An 18,344-nucleotide genomic window follows, 5' to 3' on the forward strand; every position below is an offset into this window, starting at 1 on the left:
GTACCCATGACTCAATCGGCTTACCGCGCGCAACTGCTGACCTTCACCGGCGATCCCGCGCAATCGTCCAACGCGGCGGTGTTCGACGAAGACGGCCTCGTGATCGTCGAAGACGGCCGCGTCGTGGCGGCGGGCGCCTATGCCGCGCTCGCCTCGCGGCTCGTGCCGGGCGCACAGGTGCACGAGATGCGCGACAAGCTGATCGTGCCCGGCTTCATCGACACGCACATCCACTATCCGCAGACGGACATGATCGCCTCGCCCGCGCCGGGGCTGCTGCCCTGGCTCGAGACGTACACGTTCCCCACGGAGCGGCGCTTCGCCGACGAAGCCGTTGCCCGCGAGACGGCGCGTTTTTTCATCGACGAACTGCTCGCCTGCGGCACCACCACGGCGCTCGTCTACTGCACGGTGCACAAGCAGTCGGCGGATGCGTTCTTCGCCGAAAGCGAGGCGCGCAATCTGCGCATGGTGGCCGGCAAGGTGTTGATGGACCGCCACTGCCCCGAGTTCCTGCGCGACACCGCGCAATCGGGCTACGACGACAGCGCGGAGCTCATCGCACGCTGGCACGGCCGCGGACGGCAACTCTATGCGCTCACGCCGCGCTTCGCGCCCACGTCCACCGAAGCGCAGCTCACCGCGTGCGGCGAACTCGCGAAGCGCCACCCCGACGTCTTCATCCAGAGCCACGTGGCCGAGAATCTCGACGAGGTGAAGTGGGTCGCGGAACTGTTCCCCGGGCATCGCAGCTACCTCGACGTCTACGATCACTACGGGCTGATGCGTCGGCGCGCCGTGTACGGCCACTGCATCCATCTCGACGATGAGGACCGTGCGCGCATGGCGCAGACCGGCGCCGTCGCGTCGCACTGCCCGACCTCGAATCTGTTCCTCGGCAGCGGCCTGTTCGATTTCGAGAAGGCCGGCGACGCGGGCATGCCCGTCGCGCTTGCCACCGACGTGGGCGGCGGCACATCGTTCTCCATGCTCCAGACCATGAACGCGGCGCACAAGGTGGCACGCCTCACGGGCCACCATCTCACGGCCACGCGCATGTTCTGGCTCGCGACGGCGGGCGCAGCCGCGGCGCTCGATCTGGCGGACAAGGTCGGCACGCTCGCCCCCGGCGCCGAGGCCGATTTCGTCGTGCTCGACCCGCAGGCGACGCCGCTGCTCGCGCGACGCATGGCGCGCGCCGAGACGCTCGAAGAACGGCTGTTCGCGTTCGCGCTGCTGGGCGACGACCGCGCCGTCTTCGCCACCTACGCGGCGGGTCGGTGCGTGCATCGGCGCGATGGCGTGCGTGGCGCGGGGATCGGTATCGGCGCGCGGCCGGCTGTGCTTCAGGCCGCGCACTGACGCGCTGGCCTCGCTCCATTCCGCACAGGAACGGGCGAACGCGACGAGGCCCGCATTAATGCGGCATGCCCCCGCAATTTCCGCGCCGCGCGCACGGTGATTCGGGTTTTGCCGCCACGATTGCTGCTATACTCCGCCCCTCATTGGGGAGTAGCCGCCCCGTTCCGTATCTGCATACGCGAGCGGGGGTGTCCGTCAACAGACTTGGCCCGCGCGGCCATGGCGGACACAGCCTCTGGCCTGGCGAGACCGATGACCCACCGCCGCCGTCACAGGGCCCGGCGAGCCGTGGGTCGTCGCTCGCACACATCTCGGCCCGGGGATCGATCAAAACGTGGAACAAGCCTTTCTGATTTCGACCGGCGCGGTCGCTCTCGCCGAAATCGGCGACAAGACGCAACTGCTTTCGCTCGTGCTCGCGGCACGCTACCGCAAGCCCATGCCCATCATTCTCGGCGTGCTGGCCGCCACCCTCATCAACCATGCCGGCGCGGGCGCACTGGGCGCATGGCTCGGCACACTGCTGACGCCTTCGGTGATGCGCTGGGCGCTCGCGCTCTCGTTCGTCGTGATGGGCCTGTGGATTCTCGTACCCGACAAGCTCGACGAAAACGAGACTCACCTGACGCGCTCGCATCTGGGCGTGTTCGGCACCACGGTGCTCACCTTCTTTCTCGCCGAGATGGGCGACAAGACACAGATCGCGACGGTCGCCCTGGCGGCGCGTTTCCACGATTTCTTCGGCGTGGTGGCCGGTACGACGTTCGGCATGATGCTCGCCAACGTGCCGGCCATTCTGCTCGGCGACCGCTTCGCTCACCGGCTGCCGACGAAGCTCGTGCACGGCATCGCCGCCGTGCTGTTCGTGGTGCTGGGTGTGCTGGCGCTGCTGGGCGTGGGAATTTGACGGGAGAACTGCGTGGCCCGCGCCTCGGCATGGGCACGCGGACCGGGAACGGCGGGCACCGGCTGGATGGCCGTGCCCGCCTCGTTGTAACGAAGGTGAAGGCGGGGAGCTGCTGCGGTTTTGAACGGGCCTCTTGCGCGTTGCTTACTGCGGACTCTTCGCCGCCGCAGGCGCGGACGCTCCGGCAGGTGCCGCAGGCGCGACCGGCACCTCGTTCGATGCCACGCCGCCATGCCGGTCCACCGGCAGCTTCACGGTACGCACCGCACCGTTGGACAACGGAAAGTCGGCAAGCGCGCTGCGCACCAGATACGGCATCGCGCGAACCAGCGACGGCTCGTCGCCCGCGTTGCGCGCCGTCACGTTATAGACCTCCTTGCCCGTCGCACGCTCGGTAATGCGGATACCGAGCGAATGCGTGAACACCGCGTAGGTCTGGTTCACATAGGTCGGCGGGAACGGACCCAGCGGCCCCCACGGACCGTACGGACGCCAGAACGGTCCCGGCCACGGGTTGTAGTCGTAGTAGACCGGCTGGGCGACCGTCATCTGATCCGTGCGGCTCCCGTAGGTCAGGGCCACGAGATAGCGCGCACGGTCCACGGGCGTCTGGCGAAATGCGTAGGTCGCCAGTTCGTTCGCCACCAGTCCTTCGTAAGTGCTCTGTTCGATGCTGTTTTGCTGCTGTGCGGTGCGCGAGAACGCGTAGGTGCGCGTGGCGTCGCTGCCGCTCCAGTCGGAGAACGCCGTGACCTGCGTCGTCACGTAGGTGGTGCATCCCGATAGCGTCACGGCCAGCGCGGCCAGCATCAGCAGCGCGCGGCGCGTCCATTGGTCGAACTTCATGGTCATCCTTATTGGTACAGGCCCAGCAGAGGCGGCGGCCCGATGATACGCTGACCGGCCCCGCCCGCCAAAAGTTCGCCGTGCACGCCTTGCGCAAGGCTTTGTACAATGGCCCGACATGCCCGCTATCCGGGCGGGACGGCCCGAGGCGCAACGCTCGCGGCCAACCGCCCTCCACGGCCCGGATGCGGCTTCCCCCTTCCTACCTCATACGCCATGTCCGATACCGCCACGCCCGCCGTCATCCGCCGCGCCGACTACGCGCCTCCCGCCTTTCTGATCGACACCGTCGCGCTCGAATTCGATCTGGTCGCCGAACGCACCACCGTCAAAAGCACGCTGCGCGTGCGCCGCAATCCCGACGCCGCGAACGCGTCCGGCCGCGCGCCGCATCTCGAGCTGATGGGCGAAGCGCTCGAATTCGTGAGTGCCGCGCTCGACGGCGAGCCGTACGCCGCCGTGCGCGTGCACGAGCGCGGGCTCACGGTCGAGAACGTGCCCGATGCGTTCGAACTCACGCTCGTCGGCATCTGCAATCCCGCGGCGAACACCACGCTCTCCGGCCTGTACGTTTCCAGCGGCAACTTCTTCACGCAGTGCGAGGCGGAAGGCTTTCGCCGCATCACGTGGTTCCTCGACCGCCCCGACGTGATGTCCACCTACACGGTCACGCTGCGCGCCGACAAGGCGGCCTATCCGGTGCTGCTCTCGAACGGCAACCTCGTGGAAGAAGGCGACCTGCCCGACGGCCGCCACTTCGCGCGCTGGGAAGACCCGTTCCGCAAGCCGAGCTACCTGTTCGCGCTGGTGGCGGGCAAGCTCGTGGCGCTCGAGGAACGCATCCGCACGGGCTCCGGCAAGGAAAAGCTGCTGCAGGTGTGGGTGGAGCCGCACGACCTGCCGAAGACGCGCCATGCGATGGATTCGCTGATCCACGCCATCCGCTGGGACGAAGAGCGCTTCGGGCTCGAACTGGATCTGGACCGCTTCATGATCGTCGCCGTGAGCGACTTCAACATGGGCGCGATGGAGAACAAGGGGCTCAACATCTTCAACACGAAGTACGTGCTGGCGAACCCCGAGACCGCGACGGACACCGACTTCGCCAACATCGAAGCCGTGGTGGGCCATGAGTACTTCCATAACTGGACCGGCAACCGCGTGACCTGCCGCGACTGGTTCCAGCTGAGCCTGAAGGAAGGGCTCACGGTGTTTCGCGACCAGGAGTTTTCCGCGGACATGGAAGCCGGCAATGCCGCCAACAGCGCGGGCGGCGCCGCGGCGCGCGCGACGAAGCGCATCGAAGACGTACGCGTGCTGCGGCAGATGCAGTTCGCCGAAGACGCGGGCCCGATGGCGCATCCCGTGCGCCCCGAAAGCTATGTCGAGATCAACAACTTCTACACGATGACCGTCTACGAAAAGGGCGCGGAAGTCGTGCGGATGTACCAGACGCTCTTCGGCCGCGACGGTTTTCGCAAGGGCATGGACCTGTACTTCAAGCGGCACGACGGCCAGGCCGTGACCTGCGACGACTTCCGCCACGCGATGGCGGACGCCAATGGACGCGACCTCGCGCAGTACGAGCGTTGGTACAGCCAGGCCGGCACGCCGCGCGTCACGGTGCAAACGCGTTACGACGAAGCCGCACGCCGCTATGTCGTGACGCTCGCGCAAGGCTACGGCGAGGCGTCGTCCGCCGCCCGCGAAACGCAGAAAGGGCCGCTCCTGATTCCGTTCGCCATCGGCCTGATCGGACCGGACGGCCGCGACCTGCCGCTGCGCCTCGAAGGCGAAACCGAAGCGCGCGGCACGACGCGCGTGCTCGAACTGACCGACACCGCGCAGACCTACACGTTCGAGGACGTCGCCGCCAAGCCGTTGCCTTCGCTGTTGCGCAACTTCTCGGCGCCGGTGATCGTCGAGTACGACTACAGCAACGACGAACTCGCGTTCCTGCTGGCACACGACAGCGACCCGTTCAATCGCTGGGAAGCCGGCCAGCGCCTCGCCACGCGCGAGTTGCTGGCGCTCGCCGCACGCGCTGCCAGCGACGCGCCGCTGGCCCTCGACGACGCCGTGGTGGCCGCGTTCGGCCGCGTGCTCAACGACGAGACGCTCTCGCCCGCGTTCCGCGAACTCGCGCTGATGCTGCCGTCCGAGGCGTATCTGGCCGAGCAGATGGCCGAGTCGAATCCGGCTGCGGTGCACACGGCACGTCAATTCGTCCGCCGGCGTCTTGCGCAGGCACTGAAGGCGGACTGGCTCGCCGTCTACCAACGTCACCGCACGCCGGGCGCCTACCAGGCCACGCCGGAAGCCGCCGGACATCGCGCGTTGAAGAATCTCGCGCTCTCGTATCTGGCGGAACTCGAAGACCCGGCCGAGGCGGTGCGCCTCGCGACTGCGCAATACGACGCGGCCAACAACATGACGGACCGTGCCGCCGCGCTCGCCACGCTGCTCAATGCCGCGGCGACGGCGGGCAGCACCTGGGCCGATGAGCCGCTCGACGACTTCTACCGCCGCTTCGAAAACGAGCCGCTCGTCATCGACAAGTGGTTCGCCCTGCAAGCCACGCAACGCGGCACGAAGGCGCGGCCCGTGATCGAAACCGTGCGCAGGCTGATGGCGCATCCCGCGTTCAACCTCAAGAACCCGAACCGCGCGCGCTCGCTCATCTTCAGCTTCTGCTCGGGCAACCCGGCGCAGTTCCACGCGCCCGACGGCTCCGGCTACGCGTTCTGGGCCGAACAGGTGATTGCGCTCGACGCGCTCAACCCGCAGGTCGCGGCACGCCTCGCGCGCGCGCTCGAGTTGTGGCGCCGCTTCACGCCGGCCCTGCGCGAGAAGATGCGCGAGGCGCTCGAGAACGTGGCGGCGCAGGCGAAGTCGCGCGACGTGCGCGAGATCGTGGAGAAGGCGCTCGCGTGAGGTTTTGCGCGTCTCGGCGCTGAGGGCGCTGAGGCGTGGACCGCAGCGGCATGCGTGTGTTGAGTGCACGCGTAGTCGCTGCGGGCCGCAAGCCTGGCGTCGGTTTCGGCTTGGTCGTGATGTCGGTCTCGACGCCGGCTGTGATGCGACGAAGGCCTGAGGCTGAGGCCGCCGCAGCAGCATCATGCGATGGCGGCCTTGCCCTGCTTTGCGTGGCAACCGCCCTTGTCCGTCATGGACGGTCGCGCTATCTTCCTTGCCTCGCCCAGCGCTTTCCGCACGCGCTTCGCCGCCTCCACCATCGCCCGCAGCGCCGGGTCCACCTGATCCCAGTCGCGCGTCTTCAGGCCGCAGTCGGGATTCACCCACAGCCGCTCCGCCGGAATGCGCCGCAGCGCGCGCTCGATCAGACCGGCCATCTCGTTCGTGTCCGGCACGCGCGGCGAGTGGATGTCGTAGACGCTTGGGCCGATCTCGTTCGGGTAATTGAAGGTTTCGAAGGCGTCGAGCAGTTCCATGTTCGAGCGCGTGGTCTCGATCGAGATGACGTCCGCGTCGAGCGCCGCGATCGCGGGCAGGATGTCGCCGAACTCCGAATAGCACATGTGCGTATGGATCTGCGTGTCGTCGGCCACGCCCGACGACGCCACCTTGAATGCACGCACCGCCCACGCCAGATAGTCCGCGTGCTCGCGCGCCTTGAGAGGCAAGCCTTCGCGCAGCGCGGGCTCGTCGATCTGGATCATGCCGATGCCCGCACCCTCCAGCGCCTGCGTTTCGAGCCGCAACGCGAGCGCGATCTGTAGCGCCGTCTGGGCGCGCGGCTGGTCATCGCGCACGAACGACCACTGCAGCATCGTCACCGGACCGGTCAGCATGCCTTTCACGGGCTTATCGGTGAGCGACTGCGCGAAAGCGGCCCAGCCTACGGTCATCGGTTCCGGCGCGTAGACGTCGCCATAGATGAGCGGCGGCTTCACGCAGCGCGAGCCGTAGCTCTGCACCCAGCCGTGGTCCGTGATCGCAAAGCCCCACAGCAGTTCGCCGAAGTACTCGACCATGTCGTTACGCTCAGCTTCGCCGTGCACGAGCACATCCAGCCCGTAGCCGATCTGCTTGCCGACGGCGAAGCGGATGTGCTCGCGCATCGCTTCGAGATAGTCGAGATGACCGAGCCGGCCCTCGCGGTATGCGGCACGCGCGGCGCGGATAGCCGGCGTCTGTGGAAACGAACCGATCGTCGTGGTGGGCAGCAACGGCAGTCCGAAGCGGGCGCGCTGCGCCGCCGCGCGCTGGGCGTAGGGCGACGTGCGGTGCGCGTCGTTGTCCGTCAATGCCTCGGCGCGGCGCTTCACGAGCGGGTTGTGAATGCGCGTCGACGTGCGTCGCGCCTGTGCTGCGGCGCGCGAGGCTTCGAATTCGGCGGCCACGGTAGCCGGGCCGCGTTGTAGCGCGGTCGCGAGCACCGCCACTTCCCGCGCTTTTTGCGTGGCGAACGCGAGCCAGTCACGCAGTTCGGGGTCGAGCTTCGTCTCGCTGGCGAGGTCTACCGGCACATGAAGCAGCGAGCAACTCGTGCCGACCCAAAGCGCTTCGCCCCGTGCTTCGTGCACGGCCGCGAGTCGCGCGAACGACGCGTCCAGATCGTTGCGCCAGACGTTGCGTCCATCCACGATGCCGCACGATAGCACCTTGCCGGCCGGCCAGGCGCGAACGAATGCGTCGAGCTGCGCCGGCGCGCGAACGAGGTCGATGTGCAGACCATCGACGGGCAACGACGTCAGCAGCCCGGCATGTTCGCTCACGTCGCCGAAGCAGGTGGCAAGCAGAAGCCTGGGCGTTTGCCCGCGGCCTTCAGTGCCTTCGGCGCCTCCCGTGCTTTCCAGCGCCAATGTCGCGTACGCCTCGCGGGCCGCGGCAAGCCACGCCGGCGGCAGATCGAGCGCGAACAGCGGCTCGTCCATCTGCACCCACTCGACGCCTTGTTCCGCAAGCCGCTCAAGTACGCGCCGGTAGGCGGCCAGCAGGCTGGGCAGCAATGCCAGACGGTCCGCGAGCCCGTCGCGCGCCTTGCCGAGCCACAACAGCGTGAGCGGGCCGACCAGCGCCACCTTCACACGATGCCCGGCTGCCTGCGCCTCGGCCACTTCGTCGAAGAGCCAGTTCACACCGTCGCCGAAGGTCGTGGCGGGCGAATATTCGGGCACGAGGTAGTGGTAATTGGTATCGAACCACTTGGTCATCTCCATGGCCGGCTGGTCGGCGTTGCCGCGGGCGAGCGCAAAGTACTGCGCAAGCGTGAGCTCGTGCGCTGCGAAGCCGAAGCGCTGCGGAGGCCCGCCAACCAGGGCGAGCGTGCTCAAGACGTGGTCGTAGAAGGCGAAGTCGCCGACCGTGACGTAATCGAGGCCGGCGTCGCGCTGCGCGCGCCAGTTCGCGAGACGCAGCGCGCGGCCCGTCTCGATAAGGTCGTGTTCGGCTGCAGGCGTCATGCCGGCGCGCCAGTAGGCCTCGAGCGCGAATTTCAATTCACGGTGCGCGCCGATGCGCGGAAAACCCAGGACGTGTGCGGTACTCATCTGCTCCTCCAGGAAGGAAGGGCAGTATCGAGTTCATCGAATCATTATTCAAACGAAAGTTTTTTCGGTTTATCATTAATTTTTTTCAACTTGCGCGCGGCGAGGCTGCCGTGGCCTCCGTTCATGATTCGCTCTCCGCTCGAATTCCGGCATCTGCAAACGCTGCTCGCGCTACGCGATACCGGCAATCTCTCGCGGGCCGCACAGTTTCTGTGTCTCACGCAGTCGGCGCTTTCGCATCAGTTGAAGGCGCTCGAAGGACACTTCGGGCTGCCGCTCTTCGTGCGCAAATCGACACCGCTCACCTTCACGCCTGCCGGCAAGCGCCTGCTGGCCCTGGCGGAGGCCACGGTGCCCGCCGTCGAGGAAGCCGAGCGCGACATCGCCCGGCTCGCCGACGGCGCGGGCGGCTCGCTGCGCATTGCGGTGGAGTGCCACACGTGCTTCGACTGGCTCATGCCGGCCATGGACGCCTTCCGCGTGCGCTGGCCGGAAGTGGAGCTCGACATCGTCTCCGGTTTTCATGCGGACCCCGTCGGCCTGCTGCATCAGGACCGCGCGGATCTCGCCATCGTGGCGCAGGCGGAGCCCGAGGAAGGCGTCGTGCATCACCCGCTGTTTCGCTTCCAGATCGTGGGTCTCGTCGCCAACGACCACGCGCTCGCCACGAAAGACGCGCTCGTGGCCGACGATTTCCGCGACGAGACCGTCATCACCTACCCCGTCGCCGACGACATGCTGGACATCGTGCGGCAGGTGCTCAAACCGGCCGGCATCGAGCCGAAGCGGCGCACATCAGAGCTCACGGTAGCCATCCTCCAGCTGGTGGCCAGCCGGCGAGGCATCGCGGCATTGCCGCTGTGGGCGGTGGCCGCGTACCTGGACAAACGCTATGTGACGTCGCGGCCGGTACTGACCGCAGCCGACACGCCGCTAACGGGCGAGCTGTACGCGGCAACGTTGCCCGCGTTTTCGAAACGCCCGTATGCGGCCGACTTCGTCGCAATCATGCGCGAAACCAGCCTCGTCAATCTCGCGCAGATCGAGTTGCTGTAGCGGCCAGCGCCGCGGCTTCGGCGCCGCCGCAAGCGAAAGAAGTGCAAAGCCCGGCGGAGGCGAGCGGTTAGAATTCGGGGTATTCACTGGCATCCCCGGAGCACAGCAATGTCCTTGCAACGTCGTACCACTCTCACGAAGTACCTGATCGAGCAGCAGCGCGAGAACAACAACCTGCCCGCCGACCTGCGCCTGCTGATTGAAGTTGTCGCGCGCGCCTGCAAGGCGATCAGCTATCACGTCAGTAAAGGCGCGCTGGGCGACGCGCTCGGCTCGGCCGGCAGCGAGAACGTGCAGGGCGAGGTGCAGAAGAAGCTCGACATCCTCTCCAACGAAATCCTGCTCGACGCCAATGAATGGGGCGGCAACCTGGCCGCGATGGCGTCCGAGGAAATGGAGACGTTCTTCCCGATTCCGGCCAACTATCCGAAGGGCGAGTACCTGCTCGTGTTCGATCCGCTCGACGGGTCGTCGAACATCGATGTGAACGTGTCGATCGGCACGATCTTCTCCGTGCTGCGCTGTCCCGACGGTCAGCAGGCCACGGAACAGTCGTTCCTCCAGCCCGGTACTCACCAGGTTGCCGCGGGCTACGCCGTGTATGGTCCGCAGACCGTGCTAGTGCTTACCACGGGCAACGGCGTGAACTGCTTCACGCTGGACCGCGAGCTCGGTTCGTGGGTGCTGACGCAAAGCGACATGCGTATTCCCGTGGAAACGCGCGAATACGCGATCAACGCATCGAACGCGCGCCATTGGTACGAGCCGGTGCAGCGCTACATCGGCGAGTTGAACGCGGGCAGCGAAGGCCCGCGCCAGCAGGACTTCAACATGCGCTGGATTGCGTCGATGGTGTCCGACGTGCATCGCATCCTGAACCGCGGCGGCGTCTTCATGTACCCAGCGGACAAGCGCACGCCTGACCGCCCCGGCAAGCTGCGCCTGATGTATGAAGCGAACCCGATGGCGTTCATCGTCGAGCAGGCCGGCGGGGCGGCGACCAACGGCGAACAGCGCATTCTCGACATCCAGCCGAAGAGCCTGCACGAACGCGTGGCGGTGTTCCTCGGGTCGAAGAACGAAGTGGATCGCGTGACGCGCTATCACCTCGAAGCAAAAAAGTGAGCAAGGGTCTTGCCAAGCTGATCAAGAAGTCCCTATAATCGCGGTTCTCCTGATGCCGGAATAGCTCAGACGGTAGAGCAGCGCATTCGTAATGCGAAGGTCGGGGGTTCGATTCCTCTTTCCGGCACCAAGCATCATTCGAGAAACCCGCATCGTCGAAAGGCCATGCGGGTTTTTCATTTTGGGCGCTCGCCCGGCGCCTCGCGCTCGTTTCTGCGGGGCGCCTGCGCCGAAGCCTCCTCTCGAGAAGCGTGTCCGGGCCGGTCGCGTAATGTCGCCCGCTTCGCCTACCGTCACACCATGCCCGCTGTCGAAAACGGTTCCTTCGCCGCTTACGCACCTCCTGGCCGTAATACGCGACTTATCTCTAGCGAAATGATTTAAACCGGCTTTAACGAACGGGCGTGATAAACGCGCATGCCGCTCGCGTATTGATTCCCGCCCGCCTGCGGAAAAGACCGTTTCCGCCGCCAAGGTCAACGCAACGTGGGGATTAGTCGTTGAGAAAGAGCGGCTCGCTGAAGAGCCCGATAGCACGGCCAGCGACGGGGACGCAGCGGCAAAATGCCAGCGCGGGAGACAGTCCGGAAGAATCGACCGACAAGGTCACCACGCACCGGGAGTAAATGCCGGGTACCGAACAGTAGCGACGAACGGTACGTGCTGAATTAGCGCCAACCGGAAAATTTTATTCCCAATTCTTTAAATACTGCTGTCTTGTGCCGTTAAAGCAACAAAAGCGCAGCCACAAGCATTGCGCCATGCCAGGTCACTGGCACAAACGAAGAGCCGAGGCTGATAATCGGCCTACACAGGAGAAAGATCATGGATGCCAAACCGCCGACGATTCCGACCCCGGACAAGGTGTTCAGCCCGGATCCGGAGCCCGCGGGCGTCGAGTTCCTCGGGGCCGAGTTGCCTGAACACGTGCGCGCCTTTTTCGAAGAGCAACGCAAGGCGCACGAGCCCAAATGAAGCGACGGCCAAAGGCCATTGCGCTCGCTGCCGTACCGACGGTACGGCGGCCGTCCACGCGCGCCAATCACCCATCGCCGGGCGGGCCCCGCACAGACTAGGCTCATTCGACTGACGGCTACGCTTTTGCAGGGGCCGGCGCCCTCCTGCATCGCCTCGCATAGAGCAGGTTGCCGCCTTCGCCGATACCTCGGCGGTACATCGTCTATCCTGCGCTTTTCCTGCTCCGGCCCGCTACGGCCTTCTCCCGATGACGTTCTCCTTTCGCCTCGCCGCGTCTTCCGTCGTGGTCGCGCTCATCACGACATTGGCTCTGCCCCGCACTGCCCACGCCGACGGTGACGATACAGCTCTTACCAACCTGATTGCTCTCGCCTCCGAGCGGCTGTCGCTTGCCGAACCGGTGGCGCGGTGGAAATGGGCTCACCACCAATCGATCACTGATGCACCGCGCGAAGCCGCCCTGCTCGCCGACGTCGAAAAACGCGCGACCGCCGCAAACGCCGATCCGGCCTACGCACGCGCGTTCTTTCAGGATCAGATCGAAGCCAGCAAGATCGTGCAGAACGCATTGTTCGAGAACTGGCGGACGACGCGCCCACCCGAAGGTCCAGCCCCGGATCTGGCAACGAGTACGCGCCCCCGGCTCGATCAGCTGACGCAGTCGCTCATCGCCGGCCTGGCACGGGTACAGCCGGTGCGAAACGCGTCGGATTGTCCGACCCGCGTCGCCCGCGGCATCGCCAACTGGAAGTCGCTCACGCGGTACGACGCCGCGCGCGCCGAAGCGCTGACGAAGGCGCTTGAGCATGTGTGCGCCTCGGGTGGCGTAGGCGGCGTAGCCTGACGTCCGGTCAGACGGTTCAGACAGCCGCGCCTGCCGGTTCGCCCGCCATCGTGAGGCCCGTCAGCGGGAGCGCGCGCAGCCCACGAGCGAGGTGCGTCTGGAGAATACGGTAGGTGGGAAGCTCGAACGCGCCTGGAGCGGTTGCCACGGCCAGTGCGGCGGCCTCGTCCAGCGAAGCCGCATGGCCGATGTAGCGCCAACGGTCGACCACGTGGAAGGCGCGCACATCGCCTGGCACGTCGTGCTCTTCGAACGCCACTGGGGTGCCGAACGGCCAGGGCGGGTCGACGGGATCGTGTTTTGAAACGCGCGGCACGCGATTGAATGCGGGCCGCAGGCGAGCAATCCACTGAGCCTCGAGCAGCAGCGCACCGAGTTCGCCGCCGGTTGCGCGCCACTCGACGCGGCGCACCTGCTGCGCCATGCGCAGCTCGCGGGACGAACGTCGCTCGCCGGAAAGATGGGCGCGAATACGCTGACGCACTCGCACACTGCGCCCGACGTACAGCGGCTCACCCGCTTCGCCATAGAACACGTACGCCCCGCACCCGGCCGGGGCACTCTCGATCAGGTCATCGGTAATGTCGCCGGCGAGCCGGTACCGGCGCATGGTGCGGTCGATCTGCTGCCGCAGGGTATCCGTCGGCACGAGCGCATGAAGGCGCCCCCAGAACTGCCACAGAAGATCGGCGTCGGCGAGCGCGCGATGCCGATCTGCCGGCACAAGCGCGTGCCGCTCGACGAGCGCGTCGAGCCCATGACGCTTTTCGGCCGGAAACAGAGCACGCGAGAGGCGAACCGTGCAAAGAACGTCGGGATTGAACGCCAGACCCGCGCGCTGAAACTCAGCACGCAGAAATCCGCGATCGAAATTGGCGTTGTGGGCGACGAACAGCTTGCCGGCGAGCCGCTCGAAGAGCGACGGCGCGATCTGCTCGAAAGTAGGTGCGCCGCGCACCATGGCGTCGCTGATGCCCGTGAGTTGCTGAATGAACGCCGGGATGGGTCGACGGGGATCGACGAGCGTGCTCCAGCGCGCCACACCCTCTGGTCCGACTTCGACTACGCCGACCTCGGTGATGCGATCGACCCCGACCGATCCCCCGGTTGTCTCGAGGTCGACAAAAACGATTGGCAGATCGGTGACGGGAACGGAGGGCGAAAAGGTTTCGGACATGGGCGAACGTTACAGGGCAAGCGCGGTGTGGGGCAAAGTATGCACCAGTTCGCGCTGCGGCATAACGAAGCCAGAAGGAGACGCTGGTATTCTATGTACCGTCTGGAACACTTTTTATTGGAGGCAGGTTCTGATATCGAGCAATAAAGCAATGCCTTCACCAATACGTCTCGCACACAATTCTGGACAGTCGTAACGCAACCACATTAGGCCGGCCAGCGATACTGACACCAACGAGCGAGATTATCTCGGGGTTAACCCGGTCATTTAAGCAACAAGCGGATGACAATCGACATCAGATTGAACTCGGCATTACTGTCAAGCGGAAAAATAAAAAGCCCCGGTTGGAAGGCCGGGGCTCGACGCTCTGGCGCCACAGGGGCGCACCGACTTACAGCGGCTGGATGTTCGCCGCCTGTTTGCCCTTCGGGCCGACCTTCACGTCGAACGAGACGCGCTGGTTCTCCTTCAGCGACTTGAAGCCGTCTGCGCGAATCTCCGAAAAGTGCGCGAACAGATCTTCACCGCCTGCGTCCGACGTGATGAAGCCAAACCCCTTAGCATCGTTGAACCATTTGACGATACCGGTTTCCATGTTGCAGTTTCCCTCAAAATTAAAAAAAGCGGGCTAAGCCCATACGCCGAAAAACGAAGCGGTATTCCGTCATCGCGGAAGAATATGGTGAATTTTCCATCGACCAGGTCGCACGTCGAAAATCAGCCATGCTTTTATAAGGGCGGCCCAATGAGGCGTCAAGAGAATTTTTGATAGCGAGTTCGTTTCGGACAGAATGGAGCTGTCATGCATAAAGCGCGAGCGGAAAAACTACCATTCGCCACGCCGCACCCCGCGAAATCCGTATTAACTACGCAGCCCCTGCGCAGATAAGGAAATAATTACCTGAATGTAACAAAACATGTCAATCGTAAGTGTTTCCACCGGTTGTCGCCCGGCAGTCCTCATCTCACCATGGAAGCCATTGATCAGCCTTTCGGAGAAGGCCATGCTATTGCGCAAACTCCTTCATCTCGCCGCGTCGTTTATAGGTCCCGTCACACCCACCACGTCGCCTTCAGGATCGCTGGACTCCACGTGGCATGGCGATCACTGGCAGAACCTGCTGTCAGCGCCTATGGACGCTCGCCACTACGTAATGGAGGATTGGAGCGTTGTCGCCGCGTTTCAGCCCGAGCCGACCGGAGGGCTGCCGCGGCAATAGGGCCGGCCGCTTTGGTCAGAGTGCAGGCAAAAAAAAGCGCGGCAGAAGCCGCGCTGACAAAGGTTTGGAGATCTTTTTCGTCAACGAAAAAGTCTGCTTCGAAAAGCAGTGACGTCAGTATAACGGGCAGCGCCAGCCCCGATTAACAGCACACTACACAACCATTTATTCCTCATACTGCAACAATCTGATTTTTACGAGTTTGGCATTGTTGCCAGTTCTAGTTTTGTGTCGTAATCGCACAACGCCCCGCGATTGACACGCAGTCACGCACACGGCGCATCGCCTCCAAACCCTTTGCCGACAAGGCACGCAGTCACTTTTCGACATAATTTCTCGCAAGGTAATACTTTATTGCGGAAATCGGAATGCGCGCTGCAGGACTGCCTCTCTACACTTTGCCTGTCCGGAAACCGGCGCGCTTGCTCGTCTGCGCGCTTTCACGCGAATCCCGCCTCTCGCAGCGCTCGCGTGATGGGTTTCCTTCAAGCCTGGGTTCCACAAAACCCATCCTGTACTCGGAGTTTACAAAGATGAAAAAGACTCTCATGGTCGCTGCCCTGTCGGGCGTTTTTGCAACGGCAGCTCACGCGCAGAGCAGCGTTACGTTGTACGGCCTGATCGATGCCGGTATCACGTACACGAACAACCAGCACGGCCACGCCGCCTGGCAAGAAACCAGCGGTTCGATCAACGGCAGCCGCTGGGGCCTGCGTGGTGCGGAAGACCTGGGTGGCGGCCTGAAGGCAATCTTCACGTTGGAAAACGGCTTCGGCATCAACAACGGCACGTTCAAGCAAGGCGGTCGTGAATTCGGCCGTCAAGCGTTCGTCGGCCTGGCAAGTGACCAGTTCGGCGCCGTCACGCTGGGTCGCCAGTACGACAGCATGGTCGACTTCGTCGGCCCGTTGGCTCTGACCGGCACGCAATACGGCGGCACGCAGTTCGCGCACCCGTTCGACAACGACAACCTGAACAACTCGTTCCGCGTCAGCAACTCGATCAAGTACACGAGCACGAACTACGCTGGCTTCAAGTTCGGCGGCCTGTATGGCTTCTCGAACCAGGCTGGTGGCTTCTCGAACAACCGCGCGTACAGCGCCGGTGGTTCGTACTCGTGGAACGGCCTGAATGTCGGTGCCGCGTTCCTGCAACTGAACAACGCCGGTACGGGTAATGCTGGCGGCGCTGTGTCGGATGACTTCACGTTCGGCGCCAAGCGCCAGCAGACGTGGGGCGCAGGCGCGAACTACACGTTCGGCCCGGCAACCGCAGGCATCGTGTACACGCAAACCAACCTGACGGGTCTCAACAGCATCTCGTCGGCCGCCTCGGGCTTCTCGAGCGGTATCACGGGCTTCGGTGGCAACAGCGCGCACTTCCAGAACTTCGAAGGCAACGTCCGTTACGCCCTGACCCCGGCACTGAGCCTGGCTGGCGCGTACACGTACACGCGCGCGAGCCTCGGCGGCGTGCACGCCCACTGGAACCAGGTCAACCTGCAGACGGACTACGCGCTGTCCAAGCGCACCGACGTCTACCTGCAAGGCGTGTATCAGACTGTGAACGAAGGTTCCGGTCTGACGGCCAACATCAACGGCCTGGGCGCTGCGTCGAGCACGAACAACCAGGTCGCTGTGACGGCTGGCCTGCGTCACCGCTTCTAAAGCAGCGGGTAGTACTGCAGCACGAAAAGGCGCCGCTTGCGGCGCCTTTTTTTATTGCTTGCCGTGCTGAGCGAGGCAGCCGCCAAAACTCCTGCTGGAGGCTGAAGACCTTTATTGCCGCGCCGGGTATCTCACGTCGAGCACGTCGATCGGCTCCGGTCCCGCCGGCGTGTGCAGCGTCACCTGGTCCCCAATCCGCGCCTTCAGCAACGCGCGCGCCACGGGCGAAATCCAGCTCACGTGACCGCGGTCCAGATCGACCTCGTCGATGCCGACGATGGTAACCGTATGCTCTTCGCCGTCCTGCGTGGCGTAGTCCACCGTCGCCCCGAAAAATACCTGATCGAGATTTTCCTGACGACCCGCGTCCACGACCTCGGCAAGATCCAGTCGCTTGGTCAAAAAGCGGATGCGCCGATCAATTTCCCGTAGACGCCGCTTGCCATAGATGTAATCCCCGTTCTCCGACCGGTCACCGTTCGATGCCGCCCACGACACGAGTTTCACGACCTCCGGCCGCTCATCGTCGATGAGATGCAGCAGTTCGCTGCGCATACGCTCGTAACCCGCCGGCGTGATGTAATTTTTGGCACCCGCCGGGATTTCGGCCTGGGCGATATCGAGGTCGTCGCCACTGTCCTCGCTCGACTCTTTAACGAAGGCTTTGTTCATCATACGCAACCGCAGTAGACATCGGTCCCAAGGTTACACGAACGCCCGGACGATACAAACCGCGCCGAGACGCTTCCATTTTTCCGCAGCTTTGCTATAATTTCGCTTCTGCGTGCGGCTGTAGCTCAGTTGGATAGAGTACTTGGCTACGAACCAAGGGGTCGTGGGTTCGAATCCTGCCAGCCGCGCCACCTTTTCCAAGGGCCTTCTTCCTGAAGGCCCTTTCGTTTCAGACTGCATTACCGCAGTACCCGTTTTTGCGTGCGGCTGTAGCTCAGTTGGATAGAGTACTTGGCTACGAACCAAGGGGTCGTGGGTTCGAATCCTGCCAGCCGCGCCACCTACGAAGGGCCTTCCATCGGAAGGCCCTTTTTCTTTGGCGCTATCTCGATCTGCTCATACCGCACTCGAAGCGCACGCCCGCTGGCGGTCAGGGTCGCGGCGCCGACCCGATATCCCCAATGTGCATGTCCGGCCTCGGTGTGTCCTCCACCGACCATAGCGCGCTCTGCTCCGCTATCGGCTCGGCGCGCAGCCCGATGAGCGCCTGCGCCTGTCGCACCACATCGCCCACGGTATCGCCGAACCGGCTCGTCACGAACGCGCGGAGCAGTGCGATACGAAACGACTCGCCCCGCCCTTCCACGCTCTCATCGCCGCCTTCGAACTGCACCACGCAGTGAGCGGAGCCGCGCTGGTGGGCTGGCTCCTGCACTTCGAGCCGCTGGGTGCGTTCGAGCACCACCGAGGCGGCATCCCAGGACGACGACGGCGTGAAGCGGCCGTCCCATGGGCGGCCGCGATCCGTGCCGCGGACGGCGACTGTGTTCCCGCTGTCGGTGAAATGGATTTCCCGCACGAAGTCATGCAGGCTGCGCGCCACCCAGTAATCGAGCGCCATGCCTGCCAGGTCAGCTACCTTCATCACGTCGTCCCTCCCACAACCGATTGGTGAGCGTGCGAACAGGCCTGCCCGG

Annotated in this window: 15 protein-coding genes, 3 tRNA genes and 1 riboswitch; of the genes, 12 read left to right on the forward strand and 6 right to left on the reverse strand. The window is 64.5% G+C overall.

Going from position 1 to position 18,344, the window contains the following annotated elements:
* Positions 1-6: 6 nt before the first annotated feature.
* Together guaD and U0042_RS14580 are read left to right on the forward strand one after the other, a co-directional pair.
* A complete protein-coding gene (gene guaD / locus U0042_RS14575) occupies positions 7-1,362 on the forward strand; it encodes a guanine deaminase (protein WP_114810175.1) in 1,356 nt (451 codons plus the stop codon).
* Between the two features lie 133 nt (positions 1,363-1,495).
* A riboswitch (yybP-ykoY riboswitch) is annotated at positions 1,496-1,639 on the forward strand.
* 57 nt (positions 1,640-1,696) lie between these two features.
* Entirely contained in the window at positions 1,697-2,269 is a 573-nt protein-coding gene (locus U0042_RS14580; protein ID WP_042299959.1) for a TMEM165/GDT1 family protein, read from the forward strand.
* Between the two features lie 144 nt (positions 2,270-2,413).
* Here U0042_RS14580 and U0042_RS14585 read toward each other — a convergent pair whose 3' ends face one another.
* On the reverse strand, positions 2,414-3,115 hold the full coding sequence (locus U0042_RS14585) for a DUF4136 domain-containing protein (RefSeq protein ID WP_114810174.1): 702 nt from the start codon (positions 3,113-3,115) through the stop codon (positions 2,414-2,416).
* Between the two features lie 216 nt (positions 3,116-3,331).
* Between U0042_RS14585 and pepN the strand changes: the two genes are divergently transcribed.
* The gene (pepN, locus tag U0042_RS14590) at positions 3,332-6,049 is read left to right on the forward strand and encodes an aminopeptidase N (protein WP_114810173.1); all 2,718 of its coding nucleotides are present in this window, start codon (positions 3,332-3,334) and stop codon (positions 6,047-6,049) included.
* 182 nt (positions 6,050-6,231) lie between these two features.
* Here the strand turns inward: pepN and metE are convergent, their stop codons facing one another.
* A complete protein-coding gene (gene metE, locus U0042_RS14595; RefSeq protein WP_114810172.1) occupies positions 6,232-8,628 on the reverse strand; it encodes a 5-methyltetrahydropteroyltriglutamate--homocysteine S-methyltransferase in 2,397 nt (798 codons plus the stop codon).
* 123 nt (positions 8,629-8,751) lie between these two features.
* Between metE and U0042_RS14600 the strand changes: the two genes are divergently transcribed.
* The 5 genes from U0042_RS14600 to U0042_RS14620 all read left to right on the forward strand — a co-directional run bounded on the left by U0042_RS14600 (position 8,752) and on the right by U0042_RS14620 (position 12,631).
* Complete coding sequence (locus tag U0042_RS14600; RefSeq protein ID WP_114810389.1) at positions 8,752-9,684, forward strand: LysR family transcriptional regulator; 933 nt, start codon at positions 8,752-8,754, stop codon at positions 9,682-9,684.
* 108 nt (positions 9,685-9,792) lie between these two features.
* A complete protein-coding gene (locus U0042_RS14605; RefSeq protein ID WP_114810171.1) occupies positions 9,793-10,809 on the forward strand; it encodes a class 1 fructose-bisphosphatase in 1,017 nt (338 codons plus the stop codon).
* Between the two features lie 54 nt (positions 10,810-10,863).
* A tRNA-Thr gene (locus U0042_RS14610) sits at positions 10,864-10,939 on the forward strand.
* A 695-nt stretch (positions 10,940-11,634) separates the two neighbouring features.
* Positions 11,635-11,784 (forward strand): hypothetical protein, encoded by a 150-nt coding sequence (locus U0042_RS14615; protein WP_017774549.1) that lies wholly within the window; start codon positions 11,635-11,637, stop codon positions 11,782-11,784.
* A gap of 250 nt (positions 11,785-12,034) precedes the next feature.
* Positions 12,035-12,631, forward strand: coding sequence for a chorismate mutase (locus U0042_RS14620; protein ID WP_114810170.1), 597 nt, complete (start codon positions 12,035-12,037; stop codon positions 12,629-12,631).
* 16 nt (positions 12,632-12,647) lie between these two features.
* Here the strand turns inward: U0042_RS14620 and U0042_RS14625 are convergent, their stop codons facing one another.
* The gene (locus U0042_RS14625) at positions 12,648-13,808 is read right to left on the reverse strand and encodes an exonuclease domain-containing protein (protein ID WP_114810169.1); all 1,161 of its coding nucleotides are present in this window, start codon (positions 13,806-13,808) and stop codon (positions 12,648-12,650) included.
* Positions 13,809-14,199: 391 nt separating this feature from the next.
* Positions 14,200-14,403, reverse strand: a complete 204-nt coding sequence (locus U0042_RS14630; RefSeq protein WP_017774545.1) for a cold-shock protein — start codon at positions 14,401-14,403, stop codon at positions 14,200-14,202.
* A 409-nt stretch (positions 14,404-14,812) separates the two neighbouring features.
* Here U0042_RS14630 and U0042_RS29975 point away from each other — a divergent pair, with 409 nt between their 5' ends.
* Together U0042_RS29975 and U0042_RS14635 are read left to right on the forward strand one after the other, a co-directional pair.
* Positions 14,813-15,028, forward strand: a complete 216-nt coding sequence (locus U0042_RS29975) for a hypothetical protein (RefSeq protein ID WP_114810168.1) — start codon at positions 14,813-14,815, stop codon at positions 15,026-15,028.
* Positions 15,029-15,561: 533 nt separating this feature from the next.
* Entirely contained in the window at positions 15,562-16,695 is a 1,134-nt protein-coding gene (locus U0042_RS14635; RefSeq protein WP_114810167.1) for a porin, read from the forward strand.
* 111 nt (positions 16,696-16,806) lie between these two features.
* Here U0042_RS14635 and greB read toward each other — a convergent pair whose 3' ends face one another.
* A complete protein-coding gene (gene greB / locus U0042_RS14640; RefSeq protein ID WP_114810388.1) occupies positions 16,807-17,367 on the reverse strand; it encodes a transcription elongation factor GreB in 561 nt (186 codons plus the stop codon).
* A gap of 114 nt (positions 17,368-17,481) precedes the next feature.
* On the opposite strand from greB, the gene U0042_RS14645 reads away from it, so the two are divergent.
* Together U0042_RS14645 and U0042_RS14650 are read left to right on the forward strand one after the other, a co-directional pair.
* Positions 17,482-17,558, forward strand: a tRNA-Arg gene (locus U0042_RS14645).
* 72 nt (positions 17,559-17,630) lie between these two features.
* Positions 17,631-17,707 (forward strand) — tRNA-Arg (locus U0042_RS14650).
* A 90-nt stretch (positions 17,708-17,797) separates the two neighbouring features.
* Here U0042_RS14650 and U0042_RS14655 read toward each other — a convergent pair.
* Complete coding sequence (locus tag U0042_RS14655; protein ID WP_114810166.1) at positions 17,798-18,292, reverse strand: phage protein NinX family protein; 495 nt, start codon at positions 18,290-18,292, stop codon at positions 17,798-17,800.
* Positions 18,293-18,344 lie beyond the last annotated feature (52 nt).

This window comes from Paraburkholderia kururiensis (genome assembly GCF_034424375.1).
GTDB lineage: Bacteria > Pseudomonadota > Gammaproteobacteria > Burkholderiales > Burkholderiaceae > Paraburkholderia > Paraburkholderia kururiensis_A.

Bases quoted from the DNA above. Each gene is read 5' to 3' on its own strand.
- guaD (WP_114810175.1), top strand. From the start codon at position 7: ATGACTCAATCGGCTTACCGCGCGCAACTGCTGACCTTCACCGGCGAT.
- U0042_RS14585 (WP_114810174.1), bottom strand. From the start codon at position 3,115: ATGAAGTTCGACCAATGGACGCGCCGCGCGCTGCTGATGCTGGCCGCG.
- pepN (WP_114810173.1), top strand. From the start codon at position 3,332: ATGTCCGATACCGCCACGCCCGCCGTCATCCGCCGCGCCGACTACGCG.
- metE (WP_114810172.1), bottom strand. From the start codon at position 8,628: ATGAGTACCGCACACGTCCTGGGTTTTCCGCGCATCGGCGCGCACCGT.
- U0042_RS14600 (WP_114810389.1), top strand. From the start codon at position 8,752: ATGATTCGCTCTCCGCTCGAATTCCGGCATCTGCAAACGCTGCTCGCG.
- U0042_RS14605 (WP_114810171.1), top strand. From the start codon at position 9,793: ATGTCCTTGCAACGTCGTACCACTCTCACGAAGTACCTGATCGAGCAG.
- U0042_RS14615 (WP_017774549.1), top strand. From the start codon at position 11,635: ATGGATGCCAAACCGCCGACGATTCCGACCCCGGACAAGGTGTTCAGC.
- U0042_RS14620 (WP_114810170.1), top strand. From the start codon at position 12,035: ATGACGTTCTCCTTTCGCCTCGCCGCGTCTTCCGTCGTGGTCGCGCTC.
- U0042_RS14625 (WP_114810169.1), bottom strand. From the start codon at position 13,808: ATGTCCGAAACCTTTTCGCCCTCCGTTCCCGTCACCGATCTGCCAATC.
- U0042_RS14630 (WP_017774545.1), bottom strand. From the start codon at position 14,403: ATGGAAACCGGTATCGTCAAATGGTTCAACGATGCTAAGGGGTTTGGC.
- U0042_RS29975 (WP_114810168.1), top strand. From the start codon at position 14,813: ATGCTATTGCGCAAACTCCTTCATCTCGCCGCGTCGTTTATAGGTCCC.
- U0042_RS14635 (WP_114810167.1), top strand. From the start codon at position 15,562: ATGAAAAAGACTCTCATGGTCGCTGCCCTGTCGGGCGTTTTTGCAACG.
- greB (WP_114810388.1), bottom strand. From the start codon at position 17,367: ATGAACAAAGCCTTCGTTAAAGAGTCGAGCGAGGACAGTGGCGACGAC.
- U0042_RS14655 (WP_114810166.1), bottom strand. From the start codon at position 18,292: ATGAAGGTAGCTGACCTGGCAGGCATGGCGCTCGATTACTGGGTGGCG.